Annotated in this window: 15 protein-coding genes; 3 read left to right on the top strand and 12 right to left on the bottom strand. The window is 35.3% G+C overall.

Annotation, left to right across the window (positions count from 1 at the left end):
* Nucleotides 1-120: 120 nt before the first annotated feature.
* Nucleotides 121-645 carry a nuclear transport factor 2 family protein gene (locus PBT91_RS16450; RefSeq protein WP_270059546.1) on the bottom strand — a complete coding sequence of 175 codons (525 nt, stop codon included), beginning with the start codon at nucleotides 643-645 and terminating at the stop codon, nucleotides 121-123.
* 39 nt (nucleotides 646-684) lie between these two features.
* A complete protein-coding gene (locus PBT91_RS16445; protein WP_270059545.1) occupies nucleotides 685-1,260 on the bottom strand; it encodes a hypothetical protein in 576 nt (191 codons plus the stop codon).
* Nucleotides 1,261-1,415: 155 nt separating this feature from the next.
* On the opposite strand from PBT91_RS16445, the gene PBT91_RS16440 reads away from it, so the two are divergent.
* Nucleotides 1,416-2,372: an NAD-dependent epimerase/dehydratase family protein gene (locus PBT91_RS16440; protein ID WP_270059544.1), complete on the top strand. Its 957-nt coding sequence runs from the start codon at nucleotides 1,416-1,418 to the stop codon at nucleotides 2,370-2,372.
* A 70-nt stretch (nucleotides 2,373-2,442) separates the two neighbouring features.
* On the opposite strand, the gene PBT91_RS16435 is transcribed toward PBT91_RS16440, so the two are convergent.
* The 6 genes from PBT91_RS16435 to aspS form a co-directional block, all read right to left on the bottom strand.
* Nucleotides 2,443-3,807: a hypothetical protein gene (locus PBT91_RS16435; RefSeq protein ID WP_270059543.1), complete on the bottom strand. Its 1,365-nt coding sequence runs from the start codon at nucleotides 3,805-3,807 to the stop codon at nucleotides 2,443-2,445.
* A 20-nt stretch (nucleotides 3,808-3,827) separates the two neighbouring features.
* Nucleotides 3,828-6,230 carry a TonB-dependent receptor gene (locus PBT91_RS16430; protein WP_270059542.1) on the bottom strand — a complete coding sequence of 801 codons (2,403 nt, stop codon included), beginning with the start codon at nucleotides 6,228-6,230 and terminating at the stop codon, nucleotides 3,828-3,830.
* A 274-nt stretch (nucleotides 6,231-6,504) separates the two neighbouring features.
* Nucleotides 6,505-6,699, bottom strand: coding sequence for a cold-shock protein (locus PBT91_RS16425; protein ID WP_270059541.1), 195 nt, complete (start codon nucleotides 6,697-6,699; stop codon nucleotides 6,505-6,507).
* Nucleotides 6,700-6,802: 103 nt separating this feature from the next.
* Nucleotides 6,803-7,045, bottom strand: coding sequence for a hypothetical protein (locus PBT91_RS16420; RefSeq protein ID WP_270059540.1), 243 nt, complete (start codon nucleotides 7,043-7,045; stop codon nucleotides 6,803-6,805).
* A gap of 17 nt (nucleotides 7,046-7,062) precedes the next feature.
* Complete coding sequence (locus tag PBT91_RS16415; RefSeq protein WP_270059539.1) at nucleotides 7,063-8,853, bottom strand: chloride channel protein; 1,791 nt, start codon at nucleotides 8,851-8,853, stop codon at nucleotides 7,063-7,065.
* A gap of 59 nt (nucleotides 8,854-8,912) precedes the next feature.
* A complete protein-coding gene (gene aspS / locus PBT91_RS16410; RefSeq protein WP_270061483.1) occupies nucleotides 8,913-10,664 on the bottom strand; it encodes an aspartate--tRNA ligase in 1,752 nt (583 codons plus the stop codon).
* A 229-nt stretch (nucleotides 10,665-10,893) separates the two neighbouring features.
* Here aspS and PBT91_RS16405 point away from each other — a divergent pair, with 229 nt between their 5' ends.
* Nucleotides 10,894-11,262: a toxin-antitoxin system YwqK family antitoxin gene (locus PBT91_RS16405; RefSeq protein WP_270059538.1), complete on the top strand. Its 369-nt coding sequence runs from the start codon at nucleotides 10,894-10,896 to the stop codon at nucleotides 11,260-11,262.
* Nucleotides 11,263-11,313: 51 nt separating this feature from the next.
* On the opposite strand, the gene PBT91_RS16400 is transcribed toward PBT91_RS16405, so the two are convergent.
* The 4 genes from PBT91_RS16400 to PBT91_RS16385 are packed head-to-tail and all read right to left on the bottom strand — an operon-like array spanning nucleotide 11,314 to nucleotide 17,939.
* Nucleotides 11,314-14,784, bottom strand: a complete 3,471-nt coding sequence (locus PBT91_RS16400) for an efflux RND transporter permease subunit (protein ID WP_270059537.1) — start codon at nucleotides 14,782-14,784, stop codon at nucleotides 11,314-11,316.
* Between the two features lie 3 nt (nucleotides 14,785-14,787).
* Nucleotides 14,788-15,954, bottom strand: a complete 1,167-nt coding sequence (locus tag PBT91_RS16395; protein ID WP_270059536.1) for an efflux RND transporter periplasmic adaptor subunit — start codon at nucleotides 15,952-15,954, stop codon at nucleotides 14,788-14,790.
* Between the two features lie 13 nt (nucleotides 15,955-15,967).
* Nucleotides 15,968-17,344 (bottom strand): TolC family protein, encoded by a 1,377-nt coding sequence (locus PBT91_RS16390; protein WP_270059535.1) that lies wholly within the window; start codon nucleotides 17,342-17,344, stop codon nucleotides 15,968-15,970.
* Nucleotides 17,325-17,939: a TetR/AcrR family transcriptional regulator gene (locus PBT91_RS16385; RefSeq protein WP_270059534.1), complete on the bottom strand. Its 615-nt coding sequence runs from the start codon at nucleotides 17,937-17,939 to the stop codon at nucleotides 17,325-17,327. The genes PBT91_RS16390 and PBT91_RS16385 overlap by 20 nt, the downstream gene beginning before the upstream one ends.
* 139 nt (nucleotides 17,940-18,078) lie before the next feature.
* On the opposite strand from PBT91_RS16385, the gene PBT91_RS16380 reads away from it, so the two are divergent.
* Nucleotides 18,079-19,053: a polyprenyl synthetase family protein gene (locus PBT91_RS16380; RefSeq protein WP_270059533.1), complete on the top strand. Its 975-nt coding sequence runs from the start codon at nucleotides 18,079-18,081 to the stop codon at nucleotides 19,051-19,053.
* The last annotated feature ends 32 nt before the right edge of the window (nucleotides 19,054-19,085 follow it).

The raw sequence follows: 19,085 nt of genomic DNA, 5'->3' as shown, positions 1-19,085 counted from the left end.
CAAAATTGTGGCTAATGTAATAAAACAGACGCGTTTTTGTAGGTAATGTTACAAACCGAAAGAAATATTTACTCGATAATCGTGATTAAATGCTATGAGGCTTGCCTCGAAATAAGAAGTTTACTGTTGTTTTTTCAAGAATTCTAAGAGCTTAGAATCAATATCCTTTTTTATGTCCACTATTTCGGCGACATTTTCGTTAGGTATTTCTATAGAAAGCACATAATGGACAATTTTCCAGCTGCTATTTTCATATCGCATCACTCCAGACCCACGGCAAATGCCCATATGTGTATCGAGTAGCTCATCGAACCACGCAATTCCTTTTTTATCTTCAAGATAAATATTCCTTTCTACAGATTTAAAACTCCATGCCCGTCCTTTATCAAAGTGTGGTTTTGAGTATGCCTTGAACTCGTTTTTATTCCAATTCTCGGTTGCATCGGTACCAATAAAGATAGCATCCTCTGTAAGCAAGTTAAAATAATTTTGAAAATTGGCTTCAGCAGCGGCTTTGTGCCAAGTGTCGATAGTCTGGCTAATTTCGTTTTTATCTTGTTCTTTATTAGATTGATAGGGCATCGTTTGTGATGATGCTAATAGTGATATAAAGCAAAAGCTGAAGAAAAGTAATGTGTGTTTCATGAAATTTATTTTTGCTGAAGATACAATAAATCTCAAGTTTTAATTCTGAATGGCTCTTAGGCTATCGCGTTTTTCAGCCTGTCTTTTTCTGTTTTCTTCAACCAATCGATCTAATTCGGCTTCAAAATCCTCAATATTTTCAATGAATAATTCGTTCAGCTGAATATTAAGATTGTGGAATTCCACAGGAATTTCTATACCCACTTCTTTAATCTCTTCAGGATTTAATTCTTGTAAGTGTGATTTTTGTTCCAAGACGTTGGCTTTTGTCGAGAGTACGCGTAATCTGGCTAACACAGGTTTTGATTCTAAAGAACTAGGAATAGTGCGTTGAAGTTCTTCCATTAGCTGCGCTATTGCCGAAGATTTATCGATGAGTTTGTTTACCGATGTATTTTTCAGATTTTCAATTTCGCTTAAAGCGGCCAAGTAGGCTACCCACTTAGTAGTTTCCTCTTTCGCTTTAGCGTCTAGTACCGTATTTTGAACAGGAATATTAAACTCTTCTGTAAAAGCTGCGCTTTCCCGAATATTTTCTTCAGGCTTTTGCTTTTCCGAATTTTGGGCGCAAGAGACTAAAAAGATTAATATTATACCGAAAATCAGTGGCTTCATTATCAATTTTTAATAGTACAAATGTAAATGATTAAAATGCTATAGCCATATTTTTTCTCTATTCTTAAAAAGAACATAATTTTTTAGTCTGATAAAACGTTTTAGTAAAATGTATTCTCAATAAATAAGTATATTTGCAGAAAATTATTAAGTGTATGCCCACAAATATCTTAGTTATTGGAGCTAGCGGCCAGATAGGAACAGAGCTTACTTTAAAACTTCGTGAACTCCATGGAAATACAGCAGTAATTGCCAGCGACATTCGCGAGGGAAGTGAGGAGCTTATGTCTAGCGGACCTTTTGAAATTGCAAATGCAATGGATTTTGATGCAATTGAGGGATTAGTTGATCGTTACAATATAGAGGTCGTTTATCTTATGGCGGCAATGCTTAGCGCTACAGGTGAAAAAGTACCTATGAAAGCATGGGAATTAAATATGGATTCTTTATTTCATGTATTGAATCTGGCAAGAGATAAAAAGATTAAAAGAGTTTTCTGGCCTTCCAGTATCGCTGTATTTGGACATTCTACACCCAAAGAGCAGACACCACAAACAACGATTATGGAACCCACTACCGTTTATGGTATAAGTAAACAAACAGGGGAGCGCTGGTGCAGTTATTATCATAAAAAGTACGGTGTAGATGTGCGCAGTATTCGATATCCGGGAATAATTAGTTATAAAACCTTACCCGGTGGAGGTACCACAGATTATGCGGTAGAAATTTTTCACGAAGCCCTACAAAATGGAAAATATACATCATTCTTATCTAAGGAAACTTCCTTGCCTATGATGTACATGGATGATGCGATAAAGGCAACAATTGATATTATGGATGCACCTTCAGAAGTAATTAGGGTGCGTTCTTCTTATAATCTATCGGCTATGAGTTTTACTCCTGCAATTTTAGCGGAAGAAATCAAAAAGCATATTCCGGAATTTAAAATTAGTTATGAACCAGATTTTAGACAAGATATAGCAGATAGTTGGCCCTCAAGTATAGATGATACTGAAGCAAGAAAGGATTGGAACTGGAGTCCTAATTTTGATATCGCTGAGTTGACCAATGCGATGTTTAGCGGAATCAAGTCGCAATTAGTTAGCAAATAATAGTTTCAGGGAAATATAAAAAACAAAAAAGCCGCTAATTGAGCGGCTTTTTTGATAGGAATAAGAGGTTTTAGAATACTCCTATAAAATGACTTCCTTCAACATTTACTAGTTCAGCACCTTTAGTTACTTCTCCAGTTTCAGTATCTACAACATAGATGTTACCGTTTTGTCCTACAGGAGCCTCAGTAAGGTATATTTCAGTTCCATCAACAACAAATCCCTGATATTGGAATAAATAGAAGTCTGGGTCGTAAGGAATATCAGTAATTTTTTCTGCTGTTCCTGTATTTAAATCTGCAAGAGCAAAAAATCCTTGTTGACCGGCAACGCCTTCAGCTGAACCTGCATGGCGGTATGCTACTATTGCTTTTCCATTAGCAGCTGGTCTCCATGCAAGAATGTAAGCTTCATTTATCCCTAATGCTTCGTCTAAGTTGAATACATAAGAATCATCATATTTGTTATCAGCACCAATCCTTAAAATATGAGAGCCTTCTGGATCTCCTTGGTTAGCCTGATATATGCTTCCTTGGTATTCAAATGCATTAATACTACGATATCCGTTGGTACTTCCATGCCCTACCTCAGATGTAATCATTGTTGGGTTTTCTAAAGAAGGATAATCCAAAACGATAGTTTTTGAACCTAAAGCTTCGAAATCTCTCTCTCTTTCCAGGGTTTCAGGATTTAACTTTCGCATGTTAACACCAATATATAGTTTGTTGCCGGCAGCATTTAAAACAGGCATATCAACTCTACCAATGTAATAACCCTGAGCTTCTAATTCTTCGCTTAGTGGTAAATTATATTCTTTAAATGTTTTAACCTTTGACTGTTCTAAATCTATGGTTACAATAGAAAGCTTTGAATTGGTACGAACATAAACATCATCGGTTACATCATCTTCAGTATCGTTATCATCTACAATATTTTCTGTAGCAATATATACTGCAGCTCCTGTTTGTCCATCAGATAGCTTAGTCCATCTTGGAGCAGTACCAACATAGGTAGAAATATTTAATTGTGATCCTACTTGAATAAAATCTTGCCCGCCATTTACATCATATTTCATAAAATTACCACCGGTATCTCCTGCATAAGTGATGTTATAAACTTGGTTTCCGTCAGCTGAAGATTGTAATCTTGCAGTTCTGTTAGATGGAACAATAAATCCGTTATCAAAAGGTTTAATCTTAGCGTTAGGATCTTTAGCCTTGTTACTGTTTATAGAGTAAATTGAAGTACCTCCATTACCATCTCCTGGATTACTTCCCATTTTTGCAGCTGCTACGGTAATCCATCTTGAGTTTTCGTCTGGAGGTGTTTCTCTTTGTATACCGTTAACATCATCGTCGCTACTACAAGAGCTTATCATTCCTGCACCTAATGCACAGATCAATAAGGTACTTTTTTTTAAAAAATTAAATTTCATATTGTATTATATTTAAGTGGTTAGAATTTATTAAATGAATAGTTCAGCTTTAGATAAAAAGCGCGTCCCGGTCTTTGTACTCTTAAATTATCGTACAATGGTTCATCAAGAATATTCTTAACATCTACGCTTAGAACAACTTTATTGTTAGGGAAACTGTAAGATACACCTAGATCCTGGCCAATTTGTTGAGGTACTAAAAATTCATCTAGCCCTTTTACGTTAGATCCGTAACCCTCAGTTTGGATGTAGTAGAACTCTCCTGTAAATTGTGCGTTATAAAAAAAGTTTAATACTGAATTTTTTTGGAAAATATCATGCATAGCATATCTCAAACTGGTATTCATCATAAAGAACGGAGTGTTAGGGATTGCAATTCCTACCCCGTTATCTTGTTTAAGTTCTAAATGAGAAATATTGAATATAAAGCCTAAAGTTTTATAAGAATAATTTAATTCGGCATCTATTCCTGTTGAGGTAACTGAGCCTTGATTAACATAAGGGGTTACTTCTGAATTTGGATTCCTTTCTAATGGCAAGCCAATCCTATCTTGAATGTCTCTGGTAAAAACATTGGTAGATAATTTTAACCGGTGGTTATTGAAATGAAATGAGCCTAACGAAAGACCAAAATTATAATTATTAGCTATTTCTGGCATTATAGAAGGGTTTTCCATCGTGTTTTGAGCTGGGTTTCCAAAAACTTCTGTTTCGCTAGGTAGTCTTATCGCTTTTTCTGCAGAAGTAATTAGCGTTACATTAGGAAGGACTTCAAAAGAGGCAGCAGCACCATAGCCTGTATAATTTTTGTTGCTTTCGTAAATCTCGTTCACTACAGATTTTTCTCCATTCTCATTTTGCTGAAATACGGGCTTATTATTATAAACTTTTTGGCGATAATGTTTCCCAAAAAGATTGAGTTGTAATCTCTCTTGAAAAGCTTTCAACTCATAGCTTAAAGAGTAGATACTTTTATGTAAATCTTTATGTTCTTTAAACGTATTTTCTAATAACGATTTTACTTCGTCATGGTCTTCCCTTATTAAACCGGTATATACATGGTTTATAAAAAATTTATGATGTTTATTGATGGCGTATGATATGCCTGATCTGATAGAGGAAACTTCTCTGTTGTTGTATTGCAAAGTAGGTCCACCTTCCTGTTGAGATTCCGAAGGAAGCTTAAGATAATTACCATTAATATCCAGCATTCGTTTTCCGCTCCAGGTGTAAGCCCAAGGTACAGTATCATTGATGAAAGTATTTCGTTCACCATACGTTCCGTGCACGTTAACATCTAAACCTTCAATAAATAGATCTTTTTTCTGGTAGGTAAGATTGGCTAATAATGCATCAGATTCTGTATACCTTCCATTATATGGATTAATAGTAGGGAAAACACCTTGTTGCACTTCGTTATAGTCGTCTGAAGCCGTTATACCGATAAAAAATTGATCTGCCCAACTGGTATTTGTAAAACCAGCCTGAAACATTCCACCGTTAGATCTGTAAGCATCATTAAATCGGCGGGCAGTTATGGGAGTTTGTCTTCCGTATTGATCAATATCTACTATAGATCGGCCACTAACTTTATAGTCATTATCAGAATAATTATAAAAACCAGAAGCCTTAACGGTAAAACCAGATTCCTCGAATCTATACAAAGCATTTAGATTGGCCTGTGTAGTATTAAATGATCCGTAAGAAATTGAAGCGTTTAAATTATTTTTAGCGCCCTGATTTAATACTATATTTATTGCACCACCTAAAGCATCATCGGCAAGGTGAGCAGGTACAACTCCCTTATAAACTTCGATTCTTTTAATCATAGCAGGAGGGATGCTATTTAAACTAAAAGAAGAACCATATACCGAAATTGGTATGCCGTCAATGAATATACTTACAGCATTACCTGATAAACCGTTGAGGCTATATTGAACCCTTGAACCCAGGCCTCCATTTTGCCTTAATTTTACACCAACTGTTTGGTTCAGCAATTCATTGGTCTGTACATTTCTAAAACTGGCCTCTTTAGTTTCGATAACACTAACAGCGAAACCTTTTTTCTCCATTTTAGATTTAATGGTCTCACCTCTAAGCGCTACCTCTCCCAATTCATAATCTTTGGCATTTTTTAGCTTAATGTTATGTTTTAGATTGGAACGTTGAATCATTATTTGATCAAAATCAATAAAATCTCCGGTAGTAATTTCTAGAACATAAGTCCCAGTTTTAAGACCTTCAATTTTATAAAATCCTGAAGCATCAGATGTAGTTGATTTTGAAAAAGCTCCACGACTAAGTAGAATTTCGGTATCAGCGATTGGGTTACCGTCTGAATCCTGGACAACACCACTTACTTGATATTGCGCAAGAGCAGTAATTGGTAAAATAAGAATTAGGAGAAGTAATTTTAGGTTCATCAGCAAAAATAATTGCCGACAAATTTATACTTATTTAGATTAAGTACAAATAAAAACAAGTTTTTTTATCATTCTAAAATTTTAAGGTTTTTCTCTTGTTAAAGTAAGTTTGAGAAAAGAAATAAATGAGCTGTCGTTCTTTCAAGAACGATAATTTTTCTTGGGTTTATTTAAGAGAATTTCAGAGATAGTGGAGAGATTTATAGGAATAAAAAAAGCCGCTCATCGAGCGGCTTTGGCATTTGAATACTATATATAATCTAATCTATATGCACTATCCAATAACACGAACTTCGTCTGCGTTCAGACCTTTTCGTCCTTCTTTCTCAACGTACTCCACTTTATCTCCTTCATTTAGAGTTTCACCGTCGATCCCTGTTACGTGAACGAAGATGTCTCTTCCTGTGTCGTCGTTGGTAATGAATCCATAACCTTTGGACTCATTGAAAAATTTAACTGTACCTTCCATTGTAATAAAATAATAATTAGTAAAGTACAAACATAATATATTAAAATTGAGATTGGTTTAATAAAATGCAAAGATTCTAAAAAAAATCACTAAAATATTTGTTTTAATCAATACCTTTTTCTCGCATTTTCTTCATGTTTTTAGGACTAAGCGTATAGTCTTCTAATTTCTTTCCTCGCCATCTCACCACTAAAAATATCGGCATAAGTACAAACGATGCTGTTAATACGGCAATTCCTATTATTCTATCGCCGGTTACAATGTCATCTTTAGCTATTCGGAAATAAAAGCCAATTCCAATAGCAATTAAGATGGCTATGCCTAATATTCTCATCACGATTTTCATAACTTATTTTCTTTTTATTACACGGTGACTTCAATCAACTTTTGGCGATATGCCGTAAGCATTTTAGATTTAGAAATAAAGCCAACATATTTATTTTCTTTAACTACAGGTAAATTCCATGCGGCACTATTCTGAAATTTTTTCATAATAGTTTTCATACTATCATTTTGCAGATCTATGGTATCTGGTGCTCTTTGCATAATATCATTTACCGTAATTTCATCATACAAATGCTGTTTAAACATTATAGGTCTTATGTCATCCAAAAGTATTATTCCCATAAAATTGTCTTCTTGATCTAAGACAGGAAAAATATTTCGGGGAGATTTAATTACACCTTCATGGATAACATCACCCAACGTCATAGTCACATTTAACGGAACAAAATCTCTTTCGATAATCTGATTAATATCTAACAAAGTTAATACCGTTTGATCTTTATCATGAGTTAAAAGTTCGCCGCGTTGTGCTAATTCCATTGTATAAACCGAATGAGGTTGAACGGTATTAGTGATCATATAAGAGATCAATGCGGTAATCATCAAAGGCACAAAAAGCTCGTAACCACCGGTCAATTCAGCAATAAGGAAAATAGCTGTTAGAGGTGCATGCAGCACACCTGCCATTAATCCTGCCATTCCAACCATTGTAAAACTACTGGTAGAAATTGGTTTATCGATGATTCCTAGATGATTTACAACTAAGGCAAAACAATGGCCTAGGGCGCTTCCCATAAAAAGAACAGGTGCGAAAATACCACCAACACCACCAGCGGCAAAAGTAAGTGATGTTGCAAAAATTTTAAAAATTACCAGTCCGGCCAATAACAAAATAACAACCCAGATATTATCCAGGAAATCATTTAAAAAGTTGGTGCCTAATGCCTGAATGTAATTTTCTGCTAGTAAATTATTGATCACTCCGTAACCTTCACCATAGAGCGGGGGTATAAAATAGATAATAATCCCTAAACCCGCTCCTGCTAATAAAAGCCGGGTAAATTTATTCTCAATTTTGCCAAAAAGAGAATGAATTCTGAAGTAAATAATTGTAAAATACATAGATCCTAGCGCACAGATACATCCCAAGATCATATAAAAAGGAACTTCTGAAATATGGAAATTGTCATGAAGCTCAAAAGGTAATATGGTGTCTGATCCAAAAAAGAAATACGAGGTAAGAATTGCAGAAACAGAGGCTGTTAAAAGCGGTAGCATACTTACTAAAGTAAGATCCAGGCTAAAAACTTCAATAGCAAAAATAATTGCAGCAATTGGGGCTTTAAATATTGATGACATCGCACCAGCAGCAGCACATCCCACTAATAATGTTCTGGCACTCTGGTTCATTCTGAATAAGCGCGAAATATTAGATCCAAGTGAGGCGCCCGTCGCAACTGTTGGTCCTTCTAAACCTACAGATCCACCAAAGCCTACGGTAAGCGGAGCGGTAAGTATAGATCCATACATTTGGAAAGAGCGCATTAAACCCTTTCTTTTTGAGATAGCATATAGTGTTGATGGTATACCATGACCTACCGGCTTCCGCAGAATTTTTTTAATGATAAAGACCGTTAAGGCCAATCCTATAATCGGAAATATAAAATAGAAGGCGTGATGATAATTAGCAATAAAATTACCTTCGAGTAAATTCTGAATAAAATGAGTAAGGTTTTTGATAAGAACAGCACCCAAACCTGCCGCAAAACCAATTATAGCACTAAGGATTAAAATAAACTGCTGTTGGGAAAGATGTTTGGTCTTCCACAGCAAAAACTTCTGTAATCCCGGCACTGATTTTAAAAACATCGCGTAAACCTCAATTTTAATTTAAGACTAAAAAATCCTGCTTTAAAGCAGGATTTTTTTTATTCAATATTCAGTTTTAAGCTTAATTCTTTTAATTGCTCTTCATCCAATTTGGATGGTGCATCGATCATTACATCGCGCCCTGCATTGTTTTTAGGGAATGCAATAAAATCTCGAATAGTTTCTTGGCCGCCAAGTATGGCGGTTAGTCTATCAAAACCAAAAGCGATTCCGCCGTGCGGTGGTGCTCCGTATTCAAAAGCATTCATAAGGAAGCCAAATTGTTCTTTAGCTTCTTCCTTTGTAAATCCTAAATGCGTAAACATTTTAGATTGTGTTTCTTTATCATGAATTCTTATAGATCCACCACCAATTTCATTACCATTTAATACTAAATCGTAAGCATTAGCTCTTACTTTTCCTGGATCGGTTTCCAATAAAGGAATGTCTTCAATTTTTGGTGAGGTAAACGGGTGGTGCATTGCGTGGTAACGCTCTGTTTCTTCATCCCATTCTAATAATGGAAAATCTATAACCCAAAGTGGTGCAAAATCATCAGCTTTTCTTAAACCTAAACGCTCGGCCATTTCCATACGTAAAGTACTCAACTGGGCTCTTACTTTATTAGTTGCTCCGGAAAGAACACAAATTAAATCACCTGGTTTTGCATTGGTCTTTTCTGCCCATTTTGCCAAATCTTCTTCATCGTAAAATTTATCTACTGAAGATTTAAAGCTACCGTCTTCGTTATATTTTGCGTAAACCATTCCTAAAGCACCAACCTGAGGACGTTTTACCCAATCTATTAATTTATCTATTTCTTTACGGCTATAATTAGCACCTCCCGGTACTGCGATACCAACTACTAGTTCAGCATCATTAAAGATTTTAAAATCTTTGTGTTTGGTCACCTCATTGAGTTCACCAAATTCCATCCCGAAGCGAATGTCTGGCTTATCGTTACCATACTTTTTCATGGCATCTTCATAAGTCATTCGTGGGAATTTATCTACTTCTACTCCGTTTACTTCTTTTAATAAATGTTTAGTTAAACCTTCGAAAATCGATAAAATATCTTCTTGCTCCACGAAAGCCATTTCACAATCAATCTGAGTAAACTCCGGTTGTCTGTCGGCTCTTAAATCTTCATCCCTAAAACATTTTACAATCTGGAAGTACTTATCCATGCCACCAACCATAAGTAACTGCTTAAAAGTTTGTGGAGATTGTGGTAAGGCATAAAATTGTCCTTCGTTCATTCTACTAGGTACCACGAAATCTCTCGCCCCTTCTGGTGTAGATTTAATAAGGTAAGGCGTTTCCACCTCGATAAAGCCCTGGTTAGATAAATAATTTCTCACTTGCATTCCTACTTTGTGACGAAATACTAATTTATCTTTTACAGGATTTCTACGAATGTCTAAGTAGCGATACTTCATTCGTAAATCTTCGCCTCCGTCTGTTTTATTATCTATAGTGAATGGAGGAGTTAATGACGTGTTTAAAATGCTTAACTCATTAACTAAAACTTCAATCTCCCCGGTAGGAATATTAGGATTCTTAGACTCTCGTTCTATTACTTCACCTTTTACCTGAATTACAAACTCACGGCCCAAGGTTGCAGCTTTTTGCATTAACTCTTTAGAAGATCTTTCTTCATCAAAGATAAGCTGAGTAATTCCGTAGCGATCACGAAGATCTACCCAGATCATAAAGCCCTTATTTCTTATTTTTTGCACCCATCCTGAAAGCGTGATCTGATTCCCGATTGCAGAGGAATTAAGCTCACCGCAAGTATGACTTCTGTACATAGTTGATTTCATAAATTTTTAGTGGGGCAAAAGTAATAAGTAAAAGTGGTTTGAGTAAATAAACTATCTAAAATTAATCACGATGTTATGCTAATGTTATGAGTTTAGTTTTCTTAAGTGGCTGTGTTGTAGTTTGTTAAAGTTTTAATGTTAAGTTAATGTTACGTAATTATTGTTTTAATGTAAACTTTGTTATATATTTGTAAAGCTAAGATTAATACTTATAGATATGAAGACGATAAAAAATACAATGATTGCTGCCCTGATGATGATTGGTGGAGCAGCGATTGCGCAGAGTGGAATTAAAAAGCCTGTTTTTGAAAAACAGGGAGATTTAATTAAAGGAACTTATTATTATGAAGACGGAAATATTAGGCAGGAAGGTACGTACAAGAATGGAGAGCTCCACGGGAAATGGATTTCTTACGACCAGAACGGTGAAAAGACAGCCTCAGCAAAGTATGACAGCGGTGAAAAAGTTGGTACATGGCTTTTTTGGGAAGGTGATAAGATTAAGCAGGTAGAATATAAATCTAACCGAATAGTATCGGTTGATGATATATCTTATGAATCTAAATTAGCGATTAACGAAGATTAAATTTAATCTTAATGTAATAAAAAAGCCCCGACATTGTCGGGGCTTTTTTATTTAGCTATTTGCTAGCTTTCTCTGTTTTCTTTCATTTCTCTTATCTTTAGTTTTAACCTTAGCGCGATTAACCAGATAAAACATCACTGGTACTACAATTAGCGTTAAGAATGTTGCGAACACTAGTCCGAATATCACTGTCCATGCTAATGGTCCCCAAAAGATCACGTTATCTCCACCAATGTAGATTCCCGGTGCATAGTCAATCATCAATCCAAAGAAGTCTATATTAAAACCAATAGATAACGGAATTAAACCAAGTACAGTGGTGATTGCAGTTAAAAGCACTGGTCTTAATCTTGATCGACCACCTCTAACAATAACTTCAAAATATTGCGCTCTGGTAAGCAAATCACTATCTTCAAGTCCTAATTCGTTTTTCTTTCTATCAATTAAAATCTGAGTATAATCAATTAGTACAATAGCATTATTCACTACAATACCCGCAAGAGAAATAATTCCCATCATGGTCATAATAATTACAAAGTCCATTTGGAAAATAATTAACCCGAAGAAAACTCCAACTAAACTTAGAATCACGGCGCTTACGATAATTATTGGTTTGGATAAAGAGTTAAACTGAGCTACCAGAATTAATAAGATTCCGCCAATAGCGATAAGAAGTGCTTTCAAAAGGAAGGCCATATTATCGTCTTGTTCTTCTTGTTCACCTGTAAACGCAAAACTCATTTCTTCAGGTAATTCATAATTCTGAAGTTCTGTTTTTAACTGTCCTACAATTTCATTGGCATTGTAATCTCCAAGAACATTCGAGTAAACGGTAATTACTCTTTTTAAATCTTTTCTCTTTATGGCACTAAAAGAAGAAGTGGCATCGGTTTCTACTAAAGATGAAATTGGAACCTGCACGGTTTCCCCGTTGTTTTGATTTTTGAAGGTTATAGGTTGATTGAACAATGCATTCTCATCGTATCTAAACTCATCTCCAAAACGTACATTTACTTCGTAATCATCATCACCTTCTTTATAAGTCGAAATCTCTTCACCATAAATTGCGCGACGTAAAGTTTGTCCTACAGCTACAGTTGAAACTCCAAGTTGTCCTGCTCTTCTTCGATCGACCTTAACCTGTAATTCAGCTTTAGATTTATTTACATCAATTTTAAGTTCTTCAATTCCTTCAATACTTAAGTTTTGTATGTAAGAACGCATATTTTCGGCTTCAGCAAGCATTTCTTCATAATCTTCGCCACGAAGCTCTATATTAATTGGGTAGCCCGCAGGAGGTCCGGCAGCATCTTTTTCGACAATAATAGAAGCGCCCGGGAAGCCCTGAACGGCTTGGCGAATTTCTTCCATTACATCACTACTTTTTACACCTCTACGCTCATTAAACTCGCGCATCGATAAAGTTATTTTTCCTTTATGGGGCATTTCGTTTTGTTGGCCTCCATCGGTTTGCGGATTTCCAGCTCCTTCACCCACCTGCGAAACCGCAGATTCTACCATATAATTATATCCATCATCATTGTACTTCTCGATGGCATCGTAGATTCGTTGTTCAACTTGTTTAGTTAGCTCGTTTGTTTTTTCAATATCGGTTCCCTCTGGATATTCGATATAGGTGATAATTTGCTTTGGCTCATTTTCAGGAAAAAACAATACGTTGGGTTGTACTGCTCCAATCAAAATAAACGAGGCGATAAGCATAATTACAGTTCCGAAGAAAAATGCATAAGCTCTCTTTCCTTTTAAAGCATATTTAAGTGTAGCCTCGTAAGAATTCTCTAGTTTCTTTAAGGCTGTAAATTGAAAATAGGCAATAGCTTTAGTAAGTAGATATTTGTAAACCCACAGTAAAATTACAAGTAGTAGTAGGATATTTCCTATTCCTCTGAAAGCTCCTGCGTCTAATAAAAACCCGCCTAATAAGAAAAGAATTCCTAAAGCTCCAAAAATTACCGATAATCGAATTAGTTTCTTTTTAGTCATTTCCTCTTCTTCAGTTTTCATAAACTGAGAAGTTAACATCGAGTTTATAATAAGGGCAACGAATAAAGAGGATCCTAATACTATAGATAATGTTATAGGAAAGATCATCATAAATTTACCAATAGTGCCCGGCCATAAACCTAGAGGGAAAAATGCGGCAAGAGTAGTTGCGGTAGATGCAATAATAGGCCACGCAATTTCACCAAGTCCTTGTTTTGCTGCTTTGGTGCGCGACATACCTTCATCCATCAATGTATACACATTTTCGACAACTACGATACCATTATCTACTAACATACCCAGTCCCATTACCAATGCAAAAAGAACCATGGTATTTAATGTATATCCTAAACTAGATAATACGATGTAAGATAAGAACATAGAAAGCGGTATCGCTAAACCTACAAATAGGGCATTTCTAAATCCTAAGAAAAACATAAGTACTAAAACCACCAATATTACCCCAAAGATGATATTGTTTACTAAATCGTCTACCTGAGTCTGTGTTTTTGTAGACTGGTCGTTAGAGTAAGAAATGTGAAGGTTTTCTGGTAAGTAATCTTCTTGTTCTTTACTAATGATTTCTTTAATGCTTTCTACCGCCTCAATCATGTTTTTTCCTCCACGTTTTTTGATGTCTAGCATCACAACGGGAGTGCCTTTTTCTCTGGCGTACGTAGTTGCGTCTTTTTCTTTAAAATTAATATCTGCGATATCCTTTAAAAAGATATTTCCGCCTTCACGTTTCACGATTACATTTTCAAGTTCTGCTGGATCCTGAATTTCACCAACTACTCTAATGTTTTTCTGAATACCGCTGGTAATTACATTTCCTGCAGAAATTGTTTTATTTTCAAGGCTAACAGCATTGATGATATCATCAAAACTTACTTGCGAAGCAGACATTTTATAAATATCTACGGCAATTTCAACCTCCATTTCATCAGCACCACGAATGCTTGCCTCTTTAATTTGAGGAAGCAATTCTATTTTATCCTGAAGGTATTCAGCATAAGTTTTTAATTGCTGAACTGGATAATCTCCCGTTAGGTTTATGTTTAATATGGGTTGCTCTTCAGAAAGGTTAAGATCAAAAACATTTGGCTCTACCTTGGCGCCGTTATCTAAGGTTGGCCAGGTAGTTTCAGCTTTCACCAAATCAACTTTATCTTTAACTTTAGTTTTCGCAACATCTACACTAATATCTTCTTCAAATTCAACTATTACAATCGAGTAATCTTGAAGGGTAGTAGAGGTGATTTCTTTTATTCCCGCAACATCATTAAACTCTTCTTCTAGCGGCTCGGTTATAAACTTTTCTACATCTTCGGCAGAGTTCCCCGGGTTAACAGAGCTTACATAGATTTTAGTTTCTATAATTTCGGGAAAAGCTTCACGAGGCATTCCGTAATAAGAAAGCAAACCACCTAGCATGATGATCGCAATAATAACGTAAACCGTCATTTTATTATCGATCGCCCAGGAGGAGAGCTTAAATTCTTTATCTAAATTGTTCATTTTTTAGTTTTTGCTAATTTTTACTTCCTGTCCGTCTCTTAAACTCTTGCTGCCTTCTACAATTAAAGTTGCTCCAGCTTCTAAACCTTCTGTAACTTCAATCATGTTGTTATAGACATAACCTGTTTTAATGATGTTTTTCTTTGCAACACCGGTGCTGTCTGTTTTGCTTTCAAGCGTGTAAACTACGCTTTCTCCTAAAGAATTTTTCTGAACTGTATTCTCTGGGATAGTAATTGCGTCTTCAGCGGTATAATCATTAAGCAAAATTGTAGCAATTTGGTTCGGTTTAATTAATCGATCAGGATTAGGAATGGCAATTTTAACTCGGAATGTTCTGTTGTTTGGATTTATGTTATTTCCAACTTCAGTAACTTTTCCTTCATAATTTTGGTTTACAGAGCTAATCATTACTTTTACTGAAGTTCCTTTCTGAATTTTAGATAAATAATTTTCTGGAACTGCTGCCTCGACATACATATTGCTGAGGTTAATGATTCTTAGAAGCTGGCTTTGCCCCGGGCTTACAACTTCGCCCTGATTGCTGATGATCTCGTCTACTACACCACTAAATGGAGCTATTACAGAAGTTTTTGCCAGCTGAGATTGTAGTTGTTCTGCGGCTTTTTGAGATGCTTCATAATTTGTTTTTGCTTCTAAATACTGAATTTCAGACCCGATATTTTGATCCCAAAGTCTTTTTTGACGTTCGTAAGTTGTCTTTGCAAGAGTAGCCTGAGCTTCAGATTGAGCAACCTGGCTGGATAGTCCACCATCGTCGATTTTAGCTAAAATCTGTCCTTTATTTACTTTGTCACCCTCCTGCACGTAGATTCTATCTAAAATTCCAGAATATTCTGGGTAGATAATGATATTCTCATCTGTAGCCACATCACCTTGTACCTCGGCATAATGCGCAAAAGTACTATCTGCGATTTTCTGCGTAGTGACCAGATTAAGGCTTCTGTTTTTATCGAGTTTGTTAATTTCTTCATCTAATTTATTAATATCTGAAGTTATTGCACTTTGCTCCTTACTCAGCTCAGATTTGCGAGCCCTAATTTCAGAGAGATTGCCTTCTTCAATTAATTGATCCACCGATTTTTTATTTTCGTTTCCGCAAGCGGCTAATAAAAGAGAAACACTAAAAATTGCTGCTAATTTTTTCATATGGCGGGGGTAATTATTCTTGATCTTCATATTTAGTTGTATCTAATAAATTTTCTAACTCAACCTTAGTTGTAATTACGTTAAGCATAGATTGTAAGTAATCCTGTTGTGCGGTGTAAAGTTGTCTTTGTGCTTCGTTTAACTCGAAACTACTGGCAACTCCTTCTTCAAATTTAATTTTGTTCTTATTTTCGATACGTTCAGCTAAGGCAAGATTCTTCTTTTGCACCTGGTAATTATCTAAACTGTATTCGTATTCTGTTTTCGCAGAATTTATTTGTTGCTTCACCTCATTTTCGGTGTACTCTAAATCCATAAGAGCTTGCTCTAAAGCAATTTTTTGTTGCTGCGTTCTGGCAGATCGCATACCGCTGCTAAAAATGGGGATATTTAAACTTATACCTAGAACAGACTGACTGAAATAATCCTGATTATCAGTTAAGAATGTAAATTTTTGGCTAAATCCCTGATATCCATAATTAACATAACCTGTTAGCGAAGGGAGTGCTTTTGCTTGCTCCAGCTTCACCTCAATTTCTGCAGATGCTGCGGTGTTTTTTGCAATTCTATAATCAATATTCTCTTCTACCGGGATTTCTTTTTCTAAAATGGCCAAGTCGAAATATTGCATGGCTAAAGCTTCTAACTCTTCGGTAAGTGTGATATCAGCTTCAACTGGAAGTCCCAAGGTGATATTGAGCATTTCGTAAGCAATTTGTTTCATTCGCTTACTTCTATTCAGGTTGTTTTTTAAAGTTAGCAGCGTGATTTCAAGTTGCTCTACATCTTCCTCTTCTGCCAGTCCATTTTCAAAAGTTGCTTTGGTTTCATCATAAGTACTTTGTACACTTTCTACATTCATTTTAAGAATTTCCACATTTTCTTCAGCTAAAAGAACGTTGCCGTAGGCATTTATAATTCCTTTTTTAACCTCTTGATCGGTTTTTGTTTTGGCATTCTCGGTAATCTGAAGCAATGTTTTTGCAGATTGGATTCCTACGATGTACGAACCATCAAAAATTATCTGATTCCAGGTCGCTGTGGCATTCATACTTTGTTTAGTCCCAAAAACTACAGGTAAAAAAGTACCGGGTTCTCCTCCCGCAATCTCGGCGGGTAGTAAAGACACAGGTTGTTTTAGATTATTTTGGTAATCTGCACCAGCACTTATCTGTGGTAAACCCTGGGCAATGATTTCCCATTTTTGCTTTAGGGAAATTGCAATATCTTTTTGTGCATTTACGGCTTCTACATTGTGATCTAATCCATATCGAATGGCTTCCTCTAAGGAAAAAGAATAGGATTGTGGTGCATTATCAGTCTGGGCGAATAACCCCAAGCTGATAAATAAAAACATTGCAAATAAATTCTTAGTTAGTTTTTGTCTCATTATTATTTAATAGATCTTCTAATATTTGTAATCCTTTTTTGGTGGCAATTCCTCTTACGTGGTATTCTATAAAAAGTTGAAATATTTCGCTTTTGTTATACTGTTCTTGAGGGAAAATGGCAGTGTCTCTTACACTTTTGAGTCCGTAGTGATATATTTTGCATACAAAGTTTTTATCCACGTCTTCTCTAAAAAGTCCCTCATCTATTCCTCGGGTAACATTTTCTGTAATACTGCATTCTATAGTCTCGCATTTAGTATTCTCTACATTTTCGAAAATTTCAGGATAATATTTTTGTAATTGAAACTGAGGCGATGATTTCTCATCTTTTAAAAAAATACTAACCTGTTTTTTCACTTCAAAAAGTTCCTCTATAGCGTTAATATCCTTTTTCTTTATTTCCGCTATTCTATCTTGAATTTTATATAAAATATTGAAGGCAACATCATGCACCAGTTTTGTTTTGGTGGAATAGTTGGCGTATATGGTTTTTTTAGAAATGCCAAGTTTAGCGGCAATATCGTCCATAGTGACGCTTTTAAAGCCGTATTCCAAAAACATCTCTGTCGCCATATTTAAAATTGGTTCTTTCAATCTTAAAAATTTTTTGACAAATGTAGTCTTCGGAAACTTTTAAAACAAATAAAGTTTCCAGAGTTTTTATAAATATTTAATTCTTCCTTTAAATTTGAAATTATTGCAATTATGGTATTTTAGCGCAAAATTTATTTTAATGCTGGCTATTACAGAGTATCGCGAGGTTTTTTTAGACTATTTAAATAATAAATTGAAAATTAAAGAACCTGCTAATCTTTATGAACCAATGGTTTATATTCTTGGTTTAGGAGGTAAAAGATTACGCCCAGTATTAGTATTAATGGCCACCGATATTTTTGAGAAAGATCACAAAGAAGCTTTAGATGCTGCATTGGCGATCGAGATTTTTCATAATTTTTCTTTAGTGCATGATGATATTATGGACGATGCTCCTTTAAGAAGAGGAAAGCAAACCGTCCACGAAAAGTGGGATGTCAACACGGGGATACTTTCTGGAGATGCCATGTTGATTAACGCTTACCAACTTTTCGAAAATTATGAAGGCGATACTTTTAAAGAATTAGCAAAGCTTTTTACAAAAACCGCTATCGAAGTATGTGAAGGACAGCAATATGATATCGATTTTGAAACCAGAGACGACGTGAGTATCGATGATTACCTAAAAATGATAGAATACAAAACAGCCGTATTAGTTGGAGCTTCTTTACAAATGGGAGCTATTGTAGCTGGCGTTAATGAAGATTGTAAAAAAGCCATATATCAATTTGGAAGATTATTAGGTATTGCATTCCAGCTTCAGGATGATTATTTAGATGCATTTGGTGACCCAAAAACTTTTGGTAAACAAGTGGGAGGCGATATTATAGAAAATAAGAAGACATTTTTATTTCTGAAGTCTTTAGAAGCATCCACTAAAGATGAAGCAAAACAACTAGAATACTTATATTCTATAAATCCGGAAGATAATTCTGGTAAAATTGAAACTGTAAAAGCTATATTTAAAAGTAGTGGAGCAGCGGCATCTACTAAAAAAGAGATCGAGAAATACACCAATTTGGCTTTCGATGTTCTAGATGGTATTGCTATTCCTGAAGAAAAGAAAACACCTTTACGTGATTTCGGGAAAATGCTAATGAGTAGAACGGTTTAAACTGAAGCAGTAAATACTATTCAGCTTTTTTT

Origin of the sequence: Zunongwangia sp. HGR-M22, assembly GCF_027594425.1 — a bacterium.
Lineage (GTDB): Bacteria > Bacteroidota > Bacteroidia > Flavobacteriales > Flavobacteriaceae > Zunongwangia.
The sequence above is the reverse complement of the archived record's forward strand: the minus strand, read 5'-3'. Positions and strand labels throughout refer to the sequence as shown.

Excerpts from the sequence above, each read along its gene's own strand:
- PBT91_RS16450 (WP_270059546.1), bottom strand. The coding sequence starts at position 645 with ATGAAACACACATTACTTTTCTTCAGCTTTTGCTTTATATCACTATTA.
- PBT91_RS16445 (WP_270059545.1), bottom strand. The coding sequence starts at position 1,260 with ATGAAGCCACTGATTTTCGGTATAATATTAATCTTTTTAGTCTCTTGC.
- PBT91_RS16440 (WP_270059544.1), top strand. The coding sequence starts at position 1,416 with ATGCCCACAAATATCTTAGTTATTGGAGCTAGCGGCCAGATAGGAACA.
- PBT91_RS16435 (WP_270059543.1), bottom strand. The coding sequence starts at position 3,807 with ATGAAATTTAATTTTTTAAAAAAAAGTACCTTATTGATCTGTGCATTA.
- PBT91_RS16430 (WP_270059542.1), bottom strand. The coding sequence starts at position 6,230 with ATGAACCTAAAATTACTTCTCCTAATTCTTATTTTACCAATTACTGCT.
- PBT91_RS16425 (WP_270059541.1), bottom strand. The coding sequence starts at position 6,699 with ATGGAAGGTACAGTTAAATTTTTCAATGAGTCCAAAGGTTATGGATTC.
- PBT91_RS16420 (WP_270059540.1), bottom strand. The coding sequence starts at position 7,045 with ATGAAAATCGTGATGAGAATATTAGGCATAGCCATCTTAATTGCTATT.
- PBT91_RS16415 (WP_270059539.1), bottom strand. The coding sequence starts at position 8,853 with ATGTTTTTAAAATCAGTGCCGGGATTACAGAAGTTTTTGCTGTGGAAG.
- aspS (WP_270061483.1), bottom strand. The coding sequence starts at position 10,664 with ATGTACAGAAGTCATACTTGCGGTGAGCTTAATTCCTCTGCAATCGGG.
- PBT91_RS16405 (WP_270059538.1), top strand. The coding sequence starts at position 10,894 with ATGAAGACGATAAAAAATACAATGATTGCTGCCCTGATGATGATTGGT.
- PBT91_RS16400 (WP_270059537.1), bottom strand. The coding sequence starts at position 14,784 with ATGAACAATTTAGATAAAGAATTTAAGCTCTCCTCCTGGGCGATCGAT.
- PBT91_RS16395 (WP_270059536.1), bottom strand. The coding sequence starts at position 15,954 with ATGAAAAAATTAGCAGCAATTTTTAGTGTTTCTCTTTTATTAGCCGCT.
- PBT91_RS16390 (WP_270059535.1), bottom strand. The coding sequence starts at position 17,344 with ATGAGACAAAAACTAACTAAGAATTTATTTGCAATGTTTTTATTTATC.
- PBT91_RS16380 (WP_270059533.1), top strand. The coding sequence starts at position 18,079 with ATGCTGGCTATTACAGAGTATCGCGAGGTTTTTTTAGACTATTTAAAT.